The sequence below is a fragment of the Hahella sp. CR1 genome (assembly GCF_029813005.1).
In the GTDB taxonomy this organism is placed as follows: domain Bacteria; phylum Pseudomonadota; class Gammaproteobacteria; order Pseudomonadales; family Oleiphilaceae; genus Hahella.
Genome location: NZ_JAPELK010000001.1, coordinates 1 through 19,023 on the forward strand (window position 1 = coordinate 1; position 19,023 = coordinate 19,023).

Annotated in this window: 15 protein-coding genes; 6 read left to right on the plus strand and 9 right to left on the minus strand. The window is 55.6% G+C overall.

The genetic code is table 11. From position 1 onward, the window contains the following. The 4 genes from ONV78_RS00005 to ONV78_RS00020 all read left to right on the plus strand — a co-directional run. The coding region (locus ONV78_RS00005) for an RHS repeat-associated core domain-containing protein (RefSeq protein ID WP_279500045.1) at positions 1 to 1,348 on the plus strand (1,348 nt) is incomplete at its 5' end. 16 nt (positions 1,349 to 1,364) lie between these two features. Beyond that, the gene (locus tag ONV78_RS00010; RefSeq protein WP_279500046.1) at positions 1,365 to 1,736 is read left to right on the plus strand and encodes a hypothetical protein; all 372 of its coding nucleotides are present in this window, start codon (positions 1,365 to 1,367) and stop codon (positions 1,734 to 1,736) included. Positions 1,737 to 1,741: 5 nt separating this feature from the next. Then, positions 1,742 to 2,155, plus strand: coding sequence for a hypothetical protein (locus ONV78_RS00015; RefSeq protein ID WP_279500047.1), 414 nt, complete (start codon positions 1,742 to 1,744; stop codon positions 2,153 to 2,155). 659 nt (positions 2,156 to 2,814) lie between these two features. Continuing rightward, positions 2,815 to 4,002 carry an aspartyl protease family protein gene (locus ONV78_RS00020; RefSeq protein WP_279500048.1) on the plus strand — a complete coding sequence of 396 codons (1,188 nt, stop codon included), beginning with the start codon at positions 2,815 to 2,817 and terminating at the stop codon, positions 4,000 to 4,002. Between the two features lie 57 nt (positions 4,003 to 4,059). Here ONV78_RS00020 and ONV78_RS00025 read toward each other — a convergent pair whose 3' ends face one another. Beyond that, complete coding sequence (locus ONV78_RS00025) at positions 4,060 to 6,447, minus strand: metallophosphoesterase family protein (protein WP_279500049.1); 2,388 nt, start codon at positions 6,445 to 6,447, stop codon at positions 4,060 to 4,062. A 363-nt stretch (positions 6,448 to 6,810) separates the two neighbouring features. On the opposite strand from ONV78_RS00025, the gene ONV78_RS00030 reads away from it, so the two are divergent. Together ONV78_RS00030 and ONV78_RS00035 are read left to right on the plus strand one after the other, a co-directional pair. Further along, on the plus strand, positions 6,811 to 7,521 hold the full coding sequence (locus tag ONV78_RS00030; protein ID WP_279500051.1) for a UTRA domain-containing protein: 711 nt from the start codon (positions 6,811 to 6,813) through the stop codon (positions 7,519 to 7,521). Between the two features lie 3 nt (positions 7,522 to 7,524). Beyond that, positions 7,525 to 7,986: a GNAT family N-acetyltransferase gene (locus ONV78_RS00035; protein WP_279500053.1), complete on the plus strand. Its 462-nt coding sequence runs from the start codon at positions 7,525 to 7,527 to the stop codon at positions 7,984 to 7,986. Here ONV78_RS00035 and ONV78_RS00040 read toward each other — a convergent pair. The 8 genes from ONV78_RS00040 to ONV78_RS00075 form a co-directional block, all read right to left on the minus strand. Beyond that, entirely contained in the window at positions 7,983 to 9,068 is a 1,086-nt protein-coding gene (locus ONV78_RS00040) for a chemotaxis response regulator protein-glutamate methylesterase (protein WP_279500054.1), read from the minus strand. The genes ONV78_RS00035 and ONV78_RS00040 overlap by 4 nt on opposite strands. Before the next feature lie 51 nt (positions 9,069 to 9,119). Continuing rightward, complete coding sequence (cheD, locus tag ONV78_RS00045; protein WP_279500057.1) at positions 9,120 to 9,755, minus strand: chemoreceptor glutamine deamidase CheD; 636 nt, start codon at positions 9,753 to 9,755, stop codon at positions 9,120 to 9,122. A 1-nt stretch (position 9,756) separates the two neighbouring features. Next, positions 9,757 to 10,605 (minus strand): protein-glutamate O-methyltransferase CheR, encoded by an 849-nt coding sequence (locus tag ONV78_RS00050; protein WP_279500058.1) that lies wholly within the window; start codon positions 10,603 to 10,605, stop codon positions 9,757 to 9,759. A 13-nt stretch (positions 10,606 to 10,618) separates the two neighbouring features. Further along, positions 10,619 to 10,918, minus strand: coding sequence for an STAS domain-containing protein (locus ONV78_RS00055; protein WP_279500060.1), 300 nt, complete (start codon positions 10,916 to 10,918; stop codon positions 10,619 to 10,621). Beyond that, positions 10,915 to 11,430 carry a chemotaxis protein CheW gene (locus tag ONV78_RS00060; protein WP_011394446.1) on the minus strand — a complete coding sequence of 172 codons (516 nt, stop codon included), beginning with the start codon at positions 11,428 to 11,430 and terminating at the stop codon, positions 10,915 to 10,917. Before ONV78_RS00060 ends, ONV78_RS00055 begins: the two co-directional genes overlap by 4 nt. Next, positions 11,430 to 14,153 (minus strand): methyl-accepting chemotaxis protein, encoded by a 2,724-nt coding sequence (locus ONV78_RS00065; RefSeq protein WP_279500070.1) that lies wholly within the window; start codon positions 14,151 to 14,153, stop codon positions 11,430 to 11,432. Before ONV78_RS00065 ends, ONV78_RS00060 begins: the two co-directional genes overlap by 1 nt. An 81-nt stretch (positions 14,154 to 14,234) precedes the next feature. Then, complete coding sequence (locus tag ONV78_RS00070) at positions 14,235 to 16,571, minus strand: methyl-accepting chemotaxis protein (RefSeq protein WP_279500072.1); 2,337 nt, start codon at positions 16,569 to 16,571, stop codon at positions 14,235 to 14,237. 92 nt (positions 16,572 to 16,663) lie between these two features. Next, the gene (locus ONV78_RS00075; protein WP_279500074.1) at positions 16,664 to 18,985 is read right to left on the minus strand and encodes a methyl-accepting chemotaxis protein; all 2,322 of its coding nucleotides are present in this window, start codon (positions 18,983 to 18,985) and stop codon (positions 16,664 to 16,666) included. Positions 18,986 to 19,023: the final 38 nt, after the last annotated feature.

The following is a 19,023-nucleotide window of genomic DNA, read 5'->3' on the forward strand; positions in this document are numbered from 1 at the left end:
TAACATCCTGAGCGGAGAAAGCGATAGCGCGGTGAAAAAAGGCAACCGCCTGCAATTCCATGGCGACCGCCACTTTGACTATGACGACGCCGGCAACCTGATCCGCGAACGTCGCGGCAAAGGCGGCAAACTGGAAACCCGCTACGTCTACAACAAGCAGAACCAGCTGATTGCGGTGGAGAAAGACGGCCAGCGCACCGAATACCGTTACGACGCCCTGGGCCGCCGTATATCAAAACAGGACGCCTTCGGGCAGACGGAATTCCTGTGGAACGGCGATGTGCTGCTGTCCGAACAACGCCAGCACCTGCGCAAGCTCTACGTCTACGAACCCGACTCCTTCCGCCCGCTGGCGTTCATCCAGGACGAAAAAGTCTACCACTACCACCTGGATCACCTGGGCACGCCCCAGGAAATGACCGACGCCGAAGGAACCCTGGTCTGGTCCGCCCGCTACAGAGCCTACGGCGCCCTGGCCCTGCAAGACGTAGAAAGCGTCCACAACCCGCTACGCTTCCAAGGTCAGTATTACGACGAAGAAACCGGCTTCCATTACAACCGCCACCGATACTATGATCCGCAAAGCGGCCGCTTCATCAACCAAGACCCCATCGGCCTCCTGGGCGGCGCCAATACCTACCAATATGCGCCAAATCCGGTGGGATGGGTTGACCCGTTTGGGTTGACGGCGAAGCCGGGAGATTGTCCTCCGACTTCCCCTGCACTCAAGGACAGTGTTTACAGTGCTGAGAATATCGCACAGCGTGCAGCTGAATTTAACTATCTGCGTGAGTTGGATATAAAAAATAACGCCATGTTATCAGCTCAACAAAGGGCTAAGCTGATCATGGAAGATATAGCGCAAATGCCTGCGCTAAAATCAATCATTGCAAAAGTCAAAGAAATGGACCCTAGCGCCAAAGTTGGCTTTAGAGGAAGTATGACCACAGGTATGAAAGGACCACACAAGCTGGGCCAGGCGAAGCAGAGAGTAAAATTCGATGAAAGCGTTGCTTTCAAAAATGATAAACCCTATACAGATGAGCAGGGTTGGGATGTCGACTTTTTTGTTGTTAGTGACGCAATGAGAAGTAATCGCAATAGATGGCAAGGACTGAGGTCTTTAGCTTCTGATGATTTAATAAGTGACATAGACGATCTAAACCTTCAATTAAAAAGCAAGTATCCGAAAGGTCAATCGATAAAAAATAGATCATACAAAAATGAACACGATGACCCAACTGGATTTAGAACGGAGGAAAAAATAGATTTTAGAATATGGAATAGCGAAGAAATATCAAAAAACATGAAAGACGGAGACACTCCCTCTTTCATAGACAGCCAATAACTATCTGGAGCCACAAGTGAAACACCCTGGATTTATAGGAATGATATGTATTGAGCCAGAGCTCGAAATACATACAGTTTTTGAAAAGATAAAAAATACGTTTAACTTTATAGAATTCAAAGAGATTCAAAGAGATGACGTTATCTCCTTTATTGCAGAGGATAGTAATTTTAGAGTTGCCCTATACGGAGCCCCTCAAGACACCCCTAATGCATTATATGGGCTTGATTATATAAGCTACACAGACTCGTTACTGCCTTCAGACCTTGAAAAAGAAATAAAAGAAAAAAATGATTTCGAAATACATGTTTTCTCCAAAAGATATGAAATATCATCTCAATTAGCAAGCTGGATAAAAAGAAAAACAAATCTTAATGCATTCAAATAAAAACAATGCAAAGCTCAAATAGTCAAAAAGCAGAAGCCAGTATAATCACAAACAGCACCAATGGAACTCTAAGCATCACTGTCATTTTTAGTAACATAGGAGAAACAAGCTACTTCCTAGACAAAAAGCTTACCTTCCATAATGGCATATACACAATTTCATGCTTGTCATTAAATGCAGAAGGAAAAGAGATAAAAAGAAGGATAAATATAAAAGTAAAACCGTCTTCGTTTCCTGATGACTATATAGAAATCAAGCCTCATAGTTCATACAGGGGCAGCCTTGTTCTAAATGAGTACTTCAACCTACCTGAGTCCGGAAGCATTTCGATACAGTACCAGGCTTCGGCCAGAAACCCTGTAACAGGGGATATTGACGTCATTAATTCAGCCATAACAGAAATAGAAATTGGAGACTAAGGCATCTCTGATGCAGCGAGTATTATCATTCAGTCACTAAGAGTGATCTGAAATACTCCGTATAAGCCACTCCAAAAGCTATCCCCTTTACTACTACAGCCATATGAAAATCCCAGATTTCCACCATTACGCATACTGCCCAGAGATGCACAGAGACTCAAACGTTCGGACGATTGGCTGGTTGGGGGATTCTGTTCCGAGTATTGGACCCAATCCTGATTTCGTGTTGGAGATTCTGCAGCATTTCCGGCAATGTCATTTTGCCCATGATGGGGAGTTGGGCAAACATGCGTGTGAGATGTGTGATGCTGACGAGAGGTTCCACGGGGAGTTCTGGGTTGAGATAGGCGACATTCGCTATGTTCTGCCTTTGGCGGTTTTTCATTATATAAACGCCCATGAGTATCAATTACCTCCTCAGTTTGTAGAGGATTTACTCCTGCACTGGCGCTCCGAGGCGTCGTTATCCTGCCGGGATGGAAGTTGCGCTGCGAGAAATCAGGACAGAAAGGGCTTTGAATGGCGTAGTGAGGTCAGTTGTAATCCCCGGGGGCCTGTGAAAAAGTGGTGGCGATTCTGGCGCCAATGATTCTGTGATTCGGATAGCTCTCAGCAGCTCAGGGTATTCGCCTTCCATTCACTGCCTACAGGACACCGATATGAAGTTGCCAAAAGCCTTTCTTCCCCTCGTCGCGCTGGTCGCCGTCTCTTCCCTATCGTTCGCGTCCGATGAGGCGCCGGGTTGGGTGACGGAGGGTCCTTACGTCGCGGAGAAGGCGTTCTCTTTCGAGCTCCCTCTGGAGGTTCTGGCTAACAAGTTATTTGTTGAAGTGGAAATTGGCGGCGCGCCTCGGCGTTTTGTTTTTGACACCGGTTCGCCGTCGATGATGAGCGCGAAGCTTGCGCAGGAGTTAGGGCTGAAAGCCATCGACAAACGCCAAGGGCGAGATTCCCACGGAACGATCGTCGAGAGTGAGATTGTGCAGGCGGATCTGAATGTTGGGGGAACGGTTTTTCATAAAACGCCGCTCTTCGTAGCGGATTTTCCAAAGACAGCGCAGTGCTTGTTTGATGGCGTACTCGGCTCTGAAGTACTGCCGCTTTGCGCCTGGCAGATTGATTTATCCTCCTCCGTACTGCGTTGTCATTCCGAGTTATCGAAGCTCGACCACCTCGATAAAGCCAAAAAGCAGACTCTGTATGATTTCGGTTATCCGCATGCGCCGATATTCGATATTCAGTTCGCGGACAAGGCCAAAAGCAAGGCAATGTTTGATACCGGTTCGCCTGAGTATCTGGCGGTTTCTCCTCCTGATTTCGTGGGCGCAAAGCGCAACGGCGGCGTTGGCGCCAGCCTCTCGGGCGCGGGTTCGCTCGGTGGCTCGTTGGGCGGCGCAGCGCCAAACAAAGAACAACTGAAAATGCAGTTTAAAAACCTGTCGATCGGCAATGTTGAGTTAGGGCGGGTCGGCGCGCTGTTGCGGGAATCGCCGCCCAGTCTGATTGGCGCATCCGTGCTGGAGCACTTCATCGTCACGCTGGATTCACGGTCTTCCTCTGCTTACTTCCTCCCGTATCGCGGCGGGCCTTTCTCGCGCTCATCGTATGGGTTTGGTCTGAACTTCGAGGAGACGCCGAGGGTTTCCCTGGTTTGGAACGATTCACCCGCCAAGGCTGCGGGCTTGCAGGTCGGTCAACCCATCACGTCCATTAACGGAGAGCCTGCCAACACCTCTTGCGAAGGCATTCGTAGCGCCATGCGCGCGATGTCGGAAGGCGACGTTATTGAACTCACGTGGGAGGGCGGCGCGGCCAAGCTGAAAAGGGAAAGAACGTTAACGGACTGATCCCCGTTAACGTTCGAATGCGGAAGCAATGCAGAAGCGCGGCTTTCCGCACTCCCCTCAGTAATACAAAAACAGCTTCAAATCATCAAAGTACACATCGTTATCGTTACCGGCTTTGCGTACGCCTCCCATGCTCACGCGCAGGGTGCGGGCGCCGCTGGGGAGCTGGCCTGAGACCTGACGGGCTTCCCAGGATTGCGAGCTTTTACTGGTCAGGACGTCATCTCCCGCCCAGGTCAATTCAGCGCCGCCAGAGTCTAAAGCGATCAGTTGCAGACGGGGTTCATCGGCGCCGCTCCAGGTGGAGAGCATGGCGCTGAACTCCGCGTAGGCGTCGCCAGCATCTATTTCCGTGGCGTAGGCGGACAGGTCAATTTCCTGTATGACCTGCTCCTCGCAGCAGTCTGAAGGCGCGCCTTTGCCAAAGCCGCGTCCGGCGAAATAATAGGTTCCTTCAGCGGGACCAAAACCACCGTTGTCGTTGGCGGTGATGGCGTTCATCATGCCTTTTTGCAGATTCCATCCGCTCATGTCCCCGGCTTCCGCATCGCCATTGATAATCAGGTTATCGGTGCGGGTTCCGGCGATATCGAAACTGGCGACGTCACTCCAGGCGGACCAGTTCATATGTTCATCCCGCACTCGTGCGCGCCAATACCAGGTCGTACCCGGACGCAGCGCCAGCTCCGGCCGACTCTGGCCTGCGTAGGCGTCATAGCTGGAAGTATGGGTGTTCTGCTCGCTGTAGCGCTTGTTCCAGCGATAGTAGTCATCGCCGCCGACACGCACTGAACTGGCGCTCAACATGTCGCTCAACTGCAGATTAAAAATGTCCGCATCCGCCTGCGTATCGATAGCGACATATCCGCTTTCATGATCGCCCTCGACCTCATCGGCAGGACCGTAGTACAGATTCTGGCGGCGCGTGCGGTTGCCCCAGATATCGTAAACCGCGCCGTCGAACTCGGGACTTTCCGACACTTGCCAATGAACCGCGCGCACCGCATCCGGCATAGCCACCTGCACGCCCAGCTCCACGGTGCTGGCGTCCTGCTCACCGGTTCCCGCCGTGACCAGCGGCAGATTGATATTGTCCTCGACGGAGAAGGTCAGGCTGTCCACCACAGAGAATTCCGTGTCGCCGTCAAAGCCGCCTTTCTTGCGCTCCAGCGTCATCGTCGGCGCGTCGCCGAAATGGAAGGTCAGCAGGTTATAGCCGAACTCGCTGCGGCTGATTTCGAAAGTATCGTAATCGCGGATCTGCTTGGCCTGATGATCAGCATCGTCCAGCGGTTCGATGTAGCCGGAGGCGCTGGCGGCGTTGAGCCACAAGTGGTTCACATCCCGTGACTGACCTCGGGAATAGGCGTGAGTGTGCCCGAAAAGATGCCCGGTCACCGCGCCGGTGCGAGCGCTGTATTGCTCCAGCTCCGCCACCATTTCACAACTGCCGATGCTCTCTCCCACGTTCCACATTTCCGACAGGCAACCGTGATGGAACATCCCCAGCACAAAGTGTTTGCCCTGCACTTCCGCGTCGTTCAGCGTTTCTTTCAGCCACTGCCGTTGCACCGCCAGGGTATCCCGGTTGAACGCGCCATGGGCGCCGGAGATCGTGTAGCTGTCCAGCCCGACCAGACGCAGGTCCATGTAGTCCAGGTAGTACCACTTGTCTTCGTAACCGATAGAACCATTTTCCGGCGGCGCCATATAGCTGCGGTACAGACGTAATTCAGCGTCGCTGTAATAATCGTGATTCCCGGGCACAGTCACCAGCGGCACATAGGGCGTGATGGCGGCGAGACTGCCGAACAACTGCTCGCGCCAGTTCTGGCGATTGCCGCCCACTTGCACTACATCGCCGGAAATCGTGATGGCGGCGATGTTTTCCGCACAGGTCTGCGGTTGCGCGGCGTCACATTCATGCTGCAGAAAACCCTGGTTCACCACATTGGTGAGCACCTTGGCGTACTCATCACGATCCAACTGGGTGTCGCTCAACGCGATGATGCGCGCCTGCTCCACGCCATCCCCCGCCTGGGGCCAGGTTTTGAAAGCGTAACGCGGCGTCGCCCGCTGTTCCCCCAACACCTTGGTGACCACGTAGTACTCATACAACGTATTGGAGCTGAGCTGATGTATCGGCGCTTTACGCACCAAGCCGTCAAGGGAATGGGACTCCGCGCTGACGCGGGTGAATTCGCCCTTGCCGTCGAAGGGGCGCACCCATACTTCCGCATTGCTTTCTCCGGTTTCGAACATCACCGTCATTTGGTCAGATGCGGGAGCCTGCAGATAGGGTTGCACGATAAAATCCGGCGCGGCGGCGCTGCTCGGCGGCTCGACATCAGAGTCAGGCGGGTCGGTGGGGTCCTGGTCGCCGGAACAGCCGGCCAGAGCGAAGGCGAGACCGCAGGCCAACCAGGCAAGTCGTTTATGAAGCATGAGATATTCCTTGTAGGTTATGAATCCGGCAGCCAAACAGCGTCCCTCTATTTGTCTGAAGCGACAGGGCCTGGATGTGTCAGGTCCTGTCTTCGCGGCTTGCCGCCTCGCAGGCGCATCCCGGCGCCCGGTTACCAACACGTCAATATCAGCGTCGTGTTAATAACTGGCGAATCATCTGGTTCGGACCAAGATAAGGTTGGAATATTTCATTGGAATTTCCATAAAATTTCATAAACAAGGCAGTTTTATGACCGCTGGTACGAACCAGACTGTCATATTTATGTCATGCCGATTCGCTGTAATGCGCCAAAGCCAACACCGGACGCGGGTCCGCGCCGGAAAAGACGTAAGGAATGAATTGTGAATCAGGCAGCCGCTTATCTGTCTCTCGCCGCCAAACTGCAGCAGCGCATTCTCAACGGCGAATTGCCCGCCGGCAGCAAGCTTCCCTCGGAACGCGCCTTATGCGCCCTATTCGAAGTCTCCCGCGTCAGCGCCCGCGACGCCCTGCACGCGCTGGAGTCACAGGGATTGATCTATCGTCTGAATCGCATGGGCTGGTTCGTGGCGCCGCCGGTGTTTATTTACGATCCCACCCGCAGCAGCAGTATTCAGGAAGAAGCGATCAACCAGCATCGGGCGCTGATCACGGAACTGCTCAGCGCCGGGCGGGAGACGCCTCCGATTCAGGTCAGCAAAGCGCTGAAACAGGCGCCGACGCAGAGCGCCTTTGTCGTCACCCGTCGCCGCGCAGTGGACCAGCGCTGGGTACTGCTGGAAGTCTGCTACTTTCGGGAATCCGCCTTCCCTGATCTGCTCTCCCACGATCTGGCCGGGTCTCTCACCGCACTGGTGCGGGAACAATACGGCTATCGGGCCAGAGAGCTGGACGTCAGCATCTCCTCCTCGCCTCTCAGCCACAGCCATGCGCAACATTTGCAGGTGCGGGAGGGCTGCCCTTCTCTGAAACTGGAGCGGCAGGTGAAAGTCACTGGCGAACCTATCGCGCTGGAGCGAGAATTCTGGCTGCACGACGCCATTGAAATGCGGGTGAAAGGACAAGGTAGCTGAGGCATGCGCGAAGACGCCGACGTAAGATTTATCTCTCTCAAGTCACACCAGCTCAGCGAGGCGTTCGCCGCTTACAAAGCGGGGCTCTATACGTCCATCGACACCGCGTTCGGATGGGATGAAGACTATCAAACCCAGCGCTTCCACAGCCGCTACGCGGTGGAGGATCTGTACTGGATCGTCAGCGCCGACAGACGGGTCGGCCTGCTCTGTTATCGGTTGCATGAGGACGCGCTGCATCTGCATTTGGCGCTGATTTTTAGAGAGGCGCAAAGTCAGGGACTCGGGTCGCAGGTGATGGCGCAGTTACATCGTCTGGCGCAAGAGACGCAGCGCCGAATCACCCTTTCCAGCTTCAAAGATAACCATGGGGCGATTCGCTTTTACCGTCGCCATGGCTACCGGATTACCGGGGAAGATGCGCATTTTGTCGAGTTGGCGCGCGACGGCGATCAGCGCGCCTAGCCAGGGTTCTCCGCATACCAGCGCTTCACCGAGGCGGCGATTTTTTCCAGGGGTAAAACGTCATCGGCGGCGTTGAGTTTCACCGCCGCGCCGGGCATGCCCCACACCACGCTGGAGGCTTCATCCTGGGCGATGGTGTAGGCGCCGGCTTCATGCAGACGCAGCAGTCCAGCGGCGCCGTCCTTGCCCATGCCGGTCAGTAATACCGCCATGGCGTTGGCGCCGGCGGCTTTGACCACTGAGTCGAACAACACATCCACGCTGGGGCGATGACGATTCACCGGCGGGGTTTCACTGAGACGGCACACGTACTTGGCGCCGGTGCGCACCACTTCGAGGTGATATTCGCCAGGGGCGATGTACACCCGCCCCATGGTGATGGGAGCGTTGTCGTAGGCCTCCTCCACCTTCATCGGCAAACGTCGGTCCAGACGTTCCGCAAAGGAGCGCGAGAAGGCGCCGGGAATATGCTGGGTGATGACGATGCCCGGCAGGTCCATGGTCAACCCATCCAGCAGGTCGCGAATGGCGTCCAGTCCGCCGGTGGAAGCGCCAACGGCGATCAGCTTGTCCGTGGTGGCGAAAACCGGTTGCGGCCTCTCGCCGGCGGCGACTTTCTGATGCTGCGTTTGCAGCCGTTGTTGCTTTAGAAGCAGTTTGTCGTGAGGGATGCGCGCGGCGGTGATGACCTTATCAATAATTTCCTGGGCCTTTTCCTCGATGCCCTCGCGCAAATCGATCTTGGGTTTGGCGATGAAGTCCACCGCCCCGCACTCCATCGCGTCCAGCGTCACCGCGGCACCCTGCTCGGTCAGACTGGAAATCATCACCACCGGCATGGGACGCAAACGCATCAGGTTGCGCAGAAAAGTGAGCCCGTCCATACGCGGCATTTCCACGTCCAAAGTGATGACGTCCGGACTGAGCGCCTTGATCTTATCCCGCGCCTGATAGGGATCGCCGGCAGTGTCCACCACTTCCAGCTGTGGCGATTGATTGAGAATTTCCACCAGAATCTTGCGCATCAGCGCTGAATCGTCCACCACCAGGACTTTGTATACCTTCCCCGCTCCGCTACTCATAATTGTGCCTCGTCATTATTCGTTCAAATGCGCCGGAAACCTCCATCCCGCTCAGAACAAGTCCACATCTCCCGCGACCTTGGTATGGCTCAACTCGTCCATATAATGTTCTTCACGCTGAATCACCGTATCGTTATGCAGAGACTTCAGACGCTTCATCATGACTTTGCCGTTGGAGGGGTCATATAGGATCTTGCGCGGGTAATCGCCGCCCACGTCCTCCGACATAATCTTGAAACCGTCCACCTCCAGATAACGGCGCACGAAGTCGATATTCTTCTCCCCTACGCTGCTCATGCCGCGAATCACATTAGCGCCGCCGAATATCTTCACCTCGAGAGTGCTGCGTTTGCCAGTGAGCTTCATGACGTCGTTGATCAGATGCTCCATGGCGTAGTTGCCGTAGCGAAACGCGTCGCTAAGGATATCCATGCGGCCGCCGCCGGCATTTTGCGGCAGCATAAAGTGATTCATGCCGCCCACGCCCGAGGACGGATCGCGCACGCAGGCGGAGATGCAGGAGCCAAGCACAGTGCCGATCAATTCCTGCTGGTTGGTGACGTAATACTCCCCGGGCATAATCTTGGCCATGAAGCGCCTCTGGTTCTGCACCCAGAAGCGATTCACATTCTGGAACCAAGGCAGACTCAGCGGCGGCGGTTGCGGTTTTTTCTGTGCGGAGTTCACGCTAGGTCACCTTTTGATAAATGGTTTGCCCCAGGGAGACAAACTGGCTGGACACGCCGTGCAGGGATTCGGAATGACCCATGATCAGGTAGCCTTTGTCCACCAGGCTGTCCGCATAGCGGGCGATGAGTTTCTGTTTGGTTTCGCGATCAAAATAGATCACCACGTTACGGCAGAAAATCACATGGTATTTGTGCTGAAAGGAGAACGGTTTGATCAGGTTCACCTGCATGAACTCAATGTTTTTCTGCAGCTCCGCAGACACCCGCGCCATGCCCGCGTTGGCGCCCTTACCGCGCAGTAACCAGCGTTTCTTGACCGCAGCGGGAATCGACTCGACGCGCTCCAGGGGATAAACGCCGCGCTGCGCCTTGCCCAGCACCTCGGTGTCGATGTCGGACGCAGTGATCCGCCAGCTCATCTTGGTGGCTTCCGTGGCCTCCGCCAGGGTCATGGCGATAGAGTAGGTTTCCTCGCCGGTGGAGCAGCCCGCCGACCATACCCGGAATTCTTTGACGCCGGCCTTGGCGTGTTCTGGAACCACCTTGTCGCGCAAAAACTCAAAGTGATGATTTTCCCGGAAAAAGGACGTGAGATTGGTGGTCAGCGCATTGATGAAATGAGTGAATTCTTCGTCCTTGTGCCGCTCCAGATACGCCACGTACTGATCGAAGTTGCTCAGCTTGAGCGCACGCACGCGCTTGGCCAGACGTGAGTAGAACATTTCATACTTATTGTCCTGCACCACGATCCCGGTGTGGTCGTAGCTCAGGGCGCTGAGTTTGGCGAAATGCTCCTGAGTGAAATTAAATTCCCGCGCCCGTTCGCCGGTATGCAGCTTATCGTTCATAAGCCGCCTTCCTTCAGTCTGCAAGACCAGGGAGTTGCGACTGCAGGGACAACATGCGCACGATCTGCTTCATGTAGTCCGACGCTTCCAGCCAATCGACGCCACCGCCATGACTGGCCTGTCGCCTTTGCGCCGCCAGCAGCAGTTGCAGCGCCGCCGCGTCCATGACCTCCACCTCCGAACCATCGAGTTTGATGCGTTGCGAGGCGGAGGCGCCATTCACCTGTTCATAGATTTTTTCCACCGAACTGATGGAAAACGTGCCGGGCAACTTAATAGCGCCGGATTCATTGCCTTGATGTTGTTCGCTCATTCCTTGCTCCAGGATTCCATCTGGGTGAATGTTTCCGGATCGAGCAGTTTGTCCACATCGATCAGCACCACCATGCCTTCATTGCGATTGACGACGCCGGTGAGGTAGCGGGTATCGAGCTTCGAGCCCAGTTGCGGACGCGCCTTGATATCTTTCTCCGCCACATCCATGACGTCCGCCACCCGATCCACCACCATGCCCATGGTGTGGTGCTCCGCCCCGTCGGCCTTGTCCAACTCCACGGAGACAATGATCACCACCGTCTCGCGGTCGTAATCCGCCTTGGGCAACGCGAAACGCACCCGCAGGTCGACGATGGGCACAATGCCGCCTCGAAAGTCGATGACGCCCTTGATGTACTTGGGCACATTGGGAATTTCCCGTGGTTTGTTCCAGCCCCGAATTTCCCTCACGCGCAGGATATCGAGCCCATAGGACTCCTCACCCAGCCAGAAGGTCAGAAATTGCAGGTTATTGTCCGCGCTCTGCTGCGCATTCTGTCGCTTATCCATCAGAACACTTCCCAGTCTTCGTCTTTTTGCGTGTTGTCCGCTTGCGGTCGCGTTGCCGCCTTAGCGGTTTTTTTGGTTTGCTGCGCCTGCGCTTTGCCGGGTTTTGACTTCGTGGTCACTGGCTCGTCAGCCGCCCCATCCATTTTGAAGAAGGACATCAACTGCACCATCTGCTGCACGCTCTCCAGCGAAGACTCCGCCGAGGAGGCGGTCTCCTCCGCCAACGCAGCGTTCTGCTGAGTGATTTCGTCCAGCTCCATCACCGCCCGATTGACCTGCTCGATACCGGAACTCTGCTCTTCAGTGGCGGACGCGATGTCGGAAATCAGATCGCTGACCTTCTTCACATGCAGAATAATTTCGTCCAGATTTTTACCGGACTCATCCACCAGTTGAGAGCCCGTCTGCACCTTCTTCACGCTGTCTTCGATGAGGTCTTTGATCTCCCGCGCCGAGGTGGCGCTGCGCTGCGCCAGATTGCGCACTTCCGTCGCCACCACCGCAAAGCCCCGTCCCTGATCGCCGGCCCGCGCCGCTTCTACTGAAGCGTTCAGCGCCAGCAGGTTGGTCTGAAAGGCGATGTCGTCGATGACGCCAATAATCTCCGCAATTTTGCGGCTGGCTTCGTTGATCTCGCCCATAGAGGAAACGGTTCGTTGCGTGACCTCTCCGCCTTTGGCGGCGGCGCTGCGCGCGAAGTTGGCGAGCTGATCCGCCTGGCGGGCGTTATCCGCGGTGTTGCGTACGTTGCTGGACAGCTCTTCGATGCTGGAGGCGGTTTCCTCCAGGCTGGAGCTTTGTTTTTCCGTCCGCTCAGACAATTGGTTGTTGCCAGTGGAGATCTCTTGATTGGAAGCGCGCACGCTTTCGCTGCTTTGGTTCAGTTGCGAAATGATTTCTTCCAGGCGCACCATACTGCCATTTACCGCCTCGGAAAGGCTGGCGTACTGACCATGATAGTCTTCCCGCATGCGCCCCCGCAGATCGCCATCGGCAAGGCGCTGCATCACCGCGTCAATGTCCACCAACACCTGATCGATGACGTCAGACAGCTCATTCAGCCCTTCCGCCAGGGTGCGCACAAAACCTTCCTTGCCTTCCAGACCCACCCGTTTCTTCAGATCGCCGGCTTTGGCTTTGTCGACAATTTCCTGCACTTCGCGCTCAATGGCGATTTGTGAGCTGATGTCGTTCCACTCCACCACAAATCCCAGGATCGATTCGTCTTGATCACGAATGGCTCCCGCCGTCAGGTCAAAGAAGGCGTTGCCCAGTTGTAGTCTGGCGTCATGGGGCTTCTTGAGCTGCGACAACAGGCGGCGCTGATGTTCGGGGTTTTTGTGGAAGACGTCGATGCACTCGCCGAGCAGATTGTCGGCATTAAACTGGGGCAGGCGTTTGCGGATTTCAGACTCCGCATTTTTCAGCACATGCTTCACTGTGGGATTCATGTAAGTGATCTTGAACTCTTCGTTGGCCACCATCAGCCCTACGCTGGCGGTTTCCATGGCCTGACGCAGACGCGTCATGCGCACAAGCTGTTCCTCATCCTTCACTTTTTGTTCTCGTAACTGATCGCGCATGATCCGCAGCTGCCCGTATACGCCAAAGCGGTCCTCCAGCTTTTGTTCAAGACGCCCCGCAGCAATATTTTGCGCAATAGCCTCCAACTCCGCGGGCTCGCCTCCCAGGCTGCCAGTAATGGAACGCACAATGAAGTATCCCAATGCGAGCAGCGCCACGATGATCAAGACGCCGACAATAACGGTTAGATTTCGGGCGAGGACGGCGCTAGCGATATCCGCCTCGATAGCCTTGGCTAATGCATTGGTAGCACTGTCCCACAAGGCGAAAGAATGAGTTAGCGCCGCTGTCGCATCCGCAAAGAACTGCTTGCCGCTATCTCTTGGGATGATCTCATTCCTGTCTATGGCTCCGGTCAGTTCGCGGGCTTTCGTCACCACACTGCGGGACGATCCTAACGCCTTCTCCAGCAAGGGCGGTAATTCAGTATAACGTTCCGCAATCAATCCAATATTGTGCTCTACGTCCGACAGCCGCTGCATGACTGCGTTGCCCAAACCGACCGCCTGCGCGAGCGTGGTCAGGTCCGTGTCCCCCGTCTCCACATAGCGCGCCAACTGCCCCGCAAAGCCGCCGCGGAGTTTGCCCATATTTTCTACCAGCACAGGTAAATTCACAGTGTTGATCGTGGTCAGAAAGCGGATATCGACATCATGGTTTACCGCTAACGTGGAGTATTCCGCCACATGCTTAAAGTAGTCGTCCACCCCCAGAATGATATCTGTGTGCCGCGCGAAACTGTCGGAGCCGCTCAAGCCGCCATAGCCGCCTTTTAAGCGGGTCCAGTCGCTATGAAGCGACTGAAGTTCCTGCAGTGAGTTCAGCGCCTGATCATGTTGACGGGCCATGTCCAGCAGGGCTTGCCAGGCGGCATCCAGCTTGCCCTCATTAACTTGCAAGGCGCCGGTGACGCTGCTATCGCCATTTTTCAGTAAGGCGGTCGTTCCCCGGTGTTCCGCCGTCAGCTTTTGAACAGGGATCACCAAGCGAATAATCTCCAAGCCCTGTTGACCCAACTGCTCTTCATTCAATAGCCGTTGCGCGTCGACGACGCTTTTCCCCAACAAGAACGCCAGAGGGAGTGAGAAGACCAGTGCAAATATCAGTAACTGCTGCCAGACTTTTAGCTTTTTGAACATACACCCTCCGGTATGATCAATCGTCCCTTGCCATTAACGGGTGGTTGCGCGCTATCCCGTTACGCCACATGAAGAGTCTCATCAGAATACTTCCCAATCCTCGTCGTCCCCTGAGCCTTTTTTTGGCGCAGGCTTGGCCGCCGCTGGTTTGGACGTTTTCCTGGCCGCCGGCTCAGCGACCGCTCTTGGGCGAGGCGCGGACGTTGGCGCGCTGACGGTGCTTTCCTGACTGCCGTCGACCTTAAAGAACGACATCAACTGCACCATTTGCTCCACGCTTTCCAGGGAGGATTCCGCCGATGAGGCGGTCTCTTCCGCCAGCGCGGCGTTCTGCTGGGTGATTTCATCCAGCTCCATGACCGCTTTGTTGACCTGCGCCAGCCCGGAGCTTTGTTCTTCCGTGGCGGCGGCGATATCGGAGATCAAATCGCTGACTTTTTTCACATGCAGAATGATTTCATCCAGGTTCTTGCCGGATTCATCCACCAGCTTCGAACCGGCCTGCACTTTCTTCACGCTGTCTTCGATGAGGTCTTTGATCTCCCGCGCCGAGGTGGCGCTGCGTTGAGCCAGATTACGCACTTCTGTCGCCACCACCGCAAAGCCGCGTCCTTGCTCTCCAGCGCGGGCCGCCTCCACCGAGGCGTTCAGGGCAAGCAGGTTGGTCTGGAACGCAATGTCGTCGATGACGCCGATGATTTCGGCGATCTTGCGGCTGGCTTCATTGATTTCGCCCATGGATGAAACAGTGCGTTTGGTGACTTCGCCACCGGTGGCGGCGGCGTCTCTGGCCAGATTGGCTAATTGATCCGCCTGACGGGCGTTGTCCGCCGTGTTGCGCACGTTGCTGGATAACTCTTCGATACTGGAGGCGGTTTCCTCCAGGCTGGAGCTTTGCTTCTCCGTGCGTTCCGAAAGCTGATTGTTGCCGCTGGAAATTTCCTGGTTCGCCGAACTCACGCTATCGCTACTGTCGATGAGCTGGCGCATGATGCGGTCCAACTGCTCCATGCTGGTGTTGGCCGCCTGCGCCAGATCGTCATAGCCGCCTTTGTAGTCGTCGCGCATGCGCCCTTGCAGCTCGCCTTCCGCCAGACGTTGCATCAGGTTCCTGACATCCTCCAGCACCAGATCAACGACGCCGATCAGTTCATTCAGCCCTTCCGCCAGCGTACGTACAAAGCCATCTTTGCCTTCCAGGCCAATGCGTTTCTTCAGGTCGCCGACTTTGGCTTTATCCACCATTTCCTGCACTTCACGCTCGATGACAATCTGCGTGCTAATGTCATTCCACTGCACCACGAAGCCAAGGATGGTCCCCTCTTTGTCGCGAATCGTCCCCGCCGTTAAATCAAAAAAGGCGTTACCTAATTGCAGTCTTGCGTTATGGGGCTGTTTTAGCTGGCTCAACAAACGACGCTGGTGGCTGGGATCTTTGTGAAAGACATCGATGCATTCGCCAATCAGGTTATCGGCGTCGAACTGGGGCAGGCGCTTGCGGATTTCAGACTCCGCATTCTTCAATACCCGCGATACAGTGGGGTTCATGTAGGTGATTTTGAACTCTTCATCGGCCACCATCAATCCCACGCTGGCGGTTTCTATGGCCTGGCGCAGCCGCGACATGCGCACCATCTGGATATGGTCCCGCTCTTTTTGCTCCCGCAACATATTGCGCATGGAAAACAAACTTCCGTACACCCCTGGTCGCTCTTCCATGGCCTCATCCAGGCGCCCTTCGGAGACTGCGCCAGCAATGTTTTGCAGCTCAAGAGGCTCTCCTCCTAGCACGTTAAACAGCCATTTACGAAAGCGCCAGATACCGAAGGCTCCGCCCAGCAACCCCGTCAGCACCACCACCAGCACTATCGTGAAAGTGCGATTCATTTCAGCGTGATTCATTTCGCCGATACTGCTGGTGCTGCCCTCGATTAATTCGCTCAAGGCGCCCAACTTTTCTTCCAGCACTTCAAACGACTCCTGGAACCTCAGCGTATTGGCTTCGACGCCAGTGAGCGACGCGCTGCCCAAAACCGCTTTCGCCCCGTTAAAGTAGCTCTCTATATCGGGTTTTGCGTCTTCCAGAGCCTCACGCACCGCCGTTGAGATATTCGACTTCACAATCACATCTACATCACTGCGCATAGCCGCTTCGTGCTCGACAAAGTCGTCGCGCGCCAATTGCATATCTTCGTTGAGCCCTTCCGCCATGCCGTAGGCGAATTGATAAACAACGCCTCGAATGCCGTCGTGACGCATGTCCAGATCCCCCGCCGCCCGCACGGCGACGACGACGGTCTCCATCTGATTTTGATTGGTATTGTTCGCGGACCTTTGCACCACCAGGGCGACGACGATCACAGTAAATACCAGAGTGAGGAGAATTAGCGCCAACCACAGCGTACGCTTTAGAGACATGTTTCGGCCCTCCGAGTAGCGTCTGTTATAAAAGGAATATCGTTTCTAGCATTCTCTGAGTCGTCTCCGGGCTCCCTTTGGAAAGCAGCCCTTCAGAACACCTCCCAATCATCCTCTCCGCCTTCCGTTTTCGGCTTGCCGGCAGGCTGCCTGGACTGTCGCGCGACCGGTTCAGGCACAGGCGTCAGTTTAGGTTTCGGTGATCTTGCTGGAGGGCTTCCCCCACCCCCACGCACCTTGAAGAAGGACATTAATTGCGCCATTTGCTCGACGCTTTCCAGCGAAGTCTCCGCCGAGGACGCGGTTTCTTCCGCCAACGCGGCGTTTTGCTGGGTGATGTCATCCAGCTCCATCACCGCCTGATTCACCTGATCCAGACCGGAGCTTTGCTCTTCCGTCGCCGCGGCGATATCGGAGATCAGATCCGCCACTTTTTTCACGTTGCCGATAATTTCTTCCAGCTTCTGACCTGACTCATCCACCAGATTGGAGCCGGCCTGCACTTTCTTCACGCTGTCTTCGATCAGGTCTTTGATTTCTTTCGCCGAGGTGGCGCTGCGCTGCGCCAGATTGCGCACTTCCGTCGCCACCACCGCAAACCCTCTTCCCTGTTCGCCGGCGCGGGCCGCCTCCACCGAGGCGTTGAGAGCAAGCAGATTGGTCTGGAAGGCGATGTCGTCGATGACGCCGATAATCTCGGCGATCTTGCGGCTGGCTTCGTTAATTTCCCGCATGGATTTCACCGCCCGCTGGGTCACTTCTCCGCCTTCCGCCGCCGTATTGCGGGTGAGGCTCGATAGCTGATCCGCCTGCCGCGCGTTATCCGCCGTGTTGCTGACGTTGCTGGATAGCTCTTCGATACTGGAGGCGGTTTCCTCCAGGCTGGAGCTTTGCTTTTCAGTTCTTTCGGAAAGCTGGTTATTGCCGGTGGAGATTTCCTGATTGGACGCCTTCACGGAGTCACTGCTCTGAATCAGCTGGGAGACGATATTGTCCAGGCGCACCATGCTGCCATTCACCGTCTCCGCCAGCGCGGCGAAGCGGCCTTCGTGATCATCCCGCATGCGCCCTTGCAGCTCGCCTTCCGCCAGCGCCTCCATGACCTTGCTGATATCGCTCAGGACATCGGCCATCACTTCCACCAGGGCGTTCAGACCCTCTCCCAAGGTCAGGAAAAAGCCTTTTTTGCCCTCCAGCGCCACTTTCACATTCAGGTCGCCCTTGCGCGCGGATTCCACGATGCGCTGCACTTCCGCCTCCGTGTTCACCTGCTCGGTCATATCGCGCCACTCCACCACAAAGCCCAGGATCTCTCCGGCTTCATTGCGGATCGTTCCCGCCTTCAGGTCAAAATGGGCGTCTCCCAATTGCAGGTTTGCGTCATAAGGCTGGCGTAATCCCCGGAGCAGACGGTGTTGGTGGGACGGGTCACGGTGAAAGCTGTCGATGCAAACACCTTCCAGTTTGTCAGCGTTGAAGTTAGGCAGCTTCTTTTTGATTTGCACCTCGGCGTCCTTCAACACTTTTTTCACGGCGGGGTTGGCGTAGACAATATTGAAGTTCTCATCCGCCACCATCAGCGCGGTGGAGGTGGTTTCTATGGCTTGTTTAAGGCGGGTGGTGATGATCAGTTGCAGGCGGTCGCGCTCAATGCGTTCTTTCAGCTCATCGCGCATTTCCCGTAGCTTGCCGTAGACTCCGCCCGCCTTTGTCATCTGCGCTTCCATATCCCCTGCGCTGATGGCGACGGCGGCGCTCTCCAGCACCGCCGGCTCTTCGCCCAATGTCCCCAGCAGATTGTGTCCGAAGCGCCAGAGACCGGCGCCGATAATGGCCAATCCCACAATGACGATGCCCATCACCGTGGCGAACGCCGTGCGAATTTCCTGGTGATTGCCTTGTAGAATTCGATCACGCTCGGCCTTCAGCAGATCCTTCAGCGCCAGGGTGCGGGTCTCCAGCTCATTAAACTCACGGGCGAACGCCGGCGTATTGGAATGCAACGCTGCGATGGTTTGACTCTGCATCACTTGATTGGCGGCGTTAAGAAAGGCTTCCACTTTTGGAACAGCGTCCTTCATAGCGCTGGATACTTTTTCAGAAACGTGGGTGTTCAGCACCGTGTCCACGTTGCGGCGTATCGCCGTTTCGAAGTTTGCGTAGTCCTGACGGACTCCTTCCAGCACAGTCTGATTGGACGTTTCCACCCCATAGGCATAGTTATAGGTGGCCCCGCGCATGCCTTCCCGTCGCATGTCCAGATTGCCCATCACCCGGACCACTTCGGTCAGCCGCTCCATTTGATTCTGGTTAGCGACGGTGGAACCGTTTTGCACCACCAGCACCGTCACGATCACAGCGAAGATAACAACAACAGCTGCTCCCGCCAGCCATAGAGTACGTTTTAGCGTCATGTCCTTCCCCGATATCCTGAAGTTATTCTTGTTTGCGC

What these genes read in the sequence shown, in the direction of transcription:
- ONV78_RS00015 (WP_279500047.1), top strand. Translation starts at nt 1,742, where the DNA reads ATGCAAAGCTCAAATAGTCAAAAAGCAGAAGCCAGTATAATCACAAAC.
- ONV78_RS00020 (WP_279500048.1), top strand. Translation starts at nt 2,815, where the DNA reads ATGAAGTTGCCAAAAGCCTTTCTTCCCCTCGTCGCGCTGGTCGCCGTC.
- ONV78_RS00025 (WP_279500049.1), bottom strand. Translation starts at nt 6,447, where the DNA reads ATGCTTCATAAACGACTTGCCTGGTTGGCCTGCGGTCTCGCCTTCGCT.
- ONV78_RS00035 (WP_279500053.1), top strand. Translation starts at nt 7,525, where the DNA reads ATGCGCGAAGACGCCGACGTAAGATTTATCTCTCTCAAGTCACACCAG.
- ONV78_RS00040 (WP_279500054.1), bottom strand. Translation starts at nt 9,068, where the DNA reads ATGAGTAGCGGAGCGGGGAAGGTATACAAAGTCCTGGTGGTGGACGAT.
- ONV78_RS00050 (WP_279500058.1), bottom strand. Translation starts at nt 10,605, where the DNA reads ATGAACGATAAGCTGCATACCGGCGAACGGGCGCGGGAATTTAATTTC.
- ONV78_RS00055 (WP_279500060.1), bottom strand. Translation starts at nt 10,918, where the DNA reads ATGAGCGAACAACATCAAGGCAATGAATCCGGCGCTATTAAGTTGCCC.
- ONV78_RS00060 (WP_011394446.1), bottom strand. Translation starts at nt 11,430, where the DNA reads ATGGATAAGCGACAGAATGCGCAGCAGAGCGCGGACAATAACCTGCAA.
- ONV78_RS00065 (WP_279500070.1), bottom strand. Translation starts at nt 14,153, where the DNA reads ATGTTCAAAAAGCTAAAAGTCTGGCAGCAGTTACTGATATTTGCACTG.
- ONV78_RS00070 (WP_279500072.1), bottom strand. Translation starts at nt 16,571, where the DNA reads ATGTCTCTAAAGCGTACGCTGTGGTTGGCGCTAATTCTCCTCACTCTG.
- ONV78_RS00075 (WP_279500074.1), bottom strand. Translation starts at nt 18,985, where the DNA reads ATGACGCTAAAACGTACTCTATGGCTGGCGGGAGCAGCTGTTGTTGTT.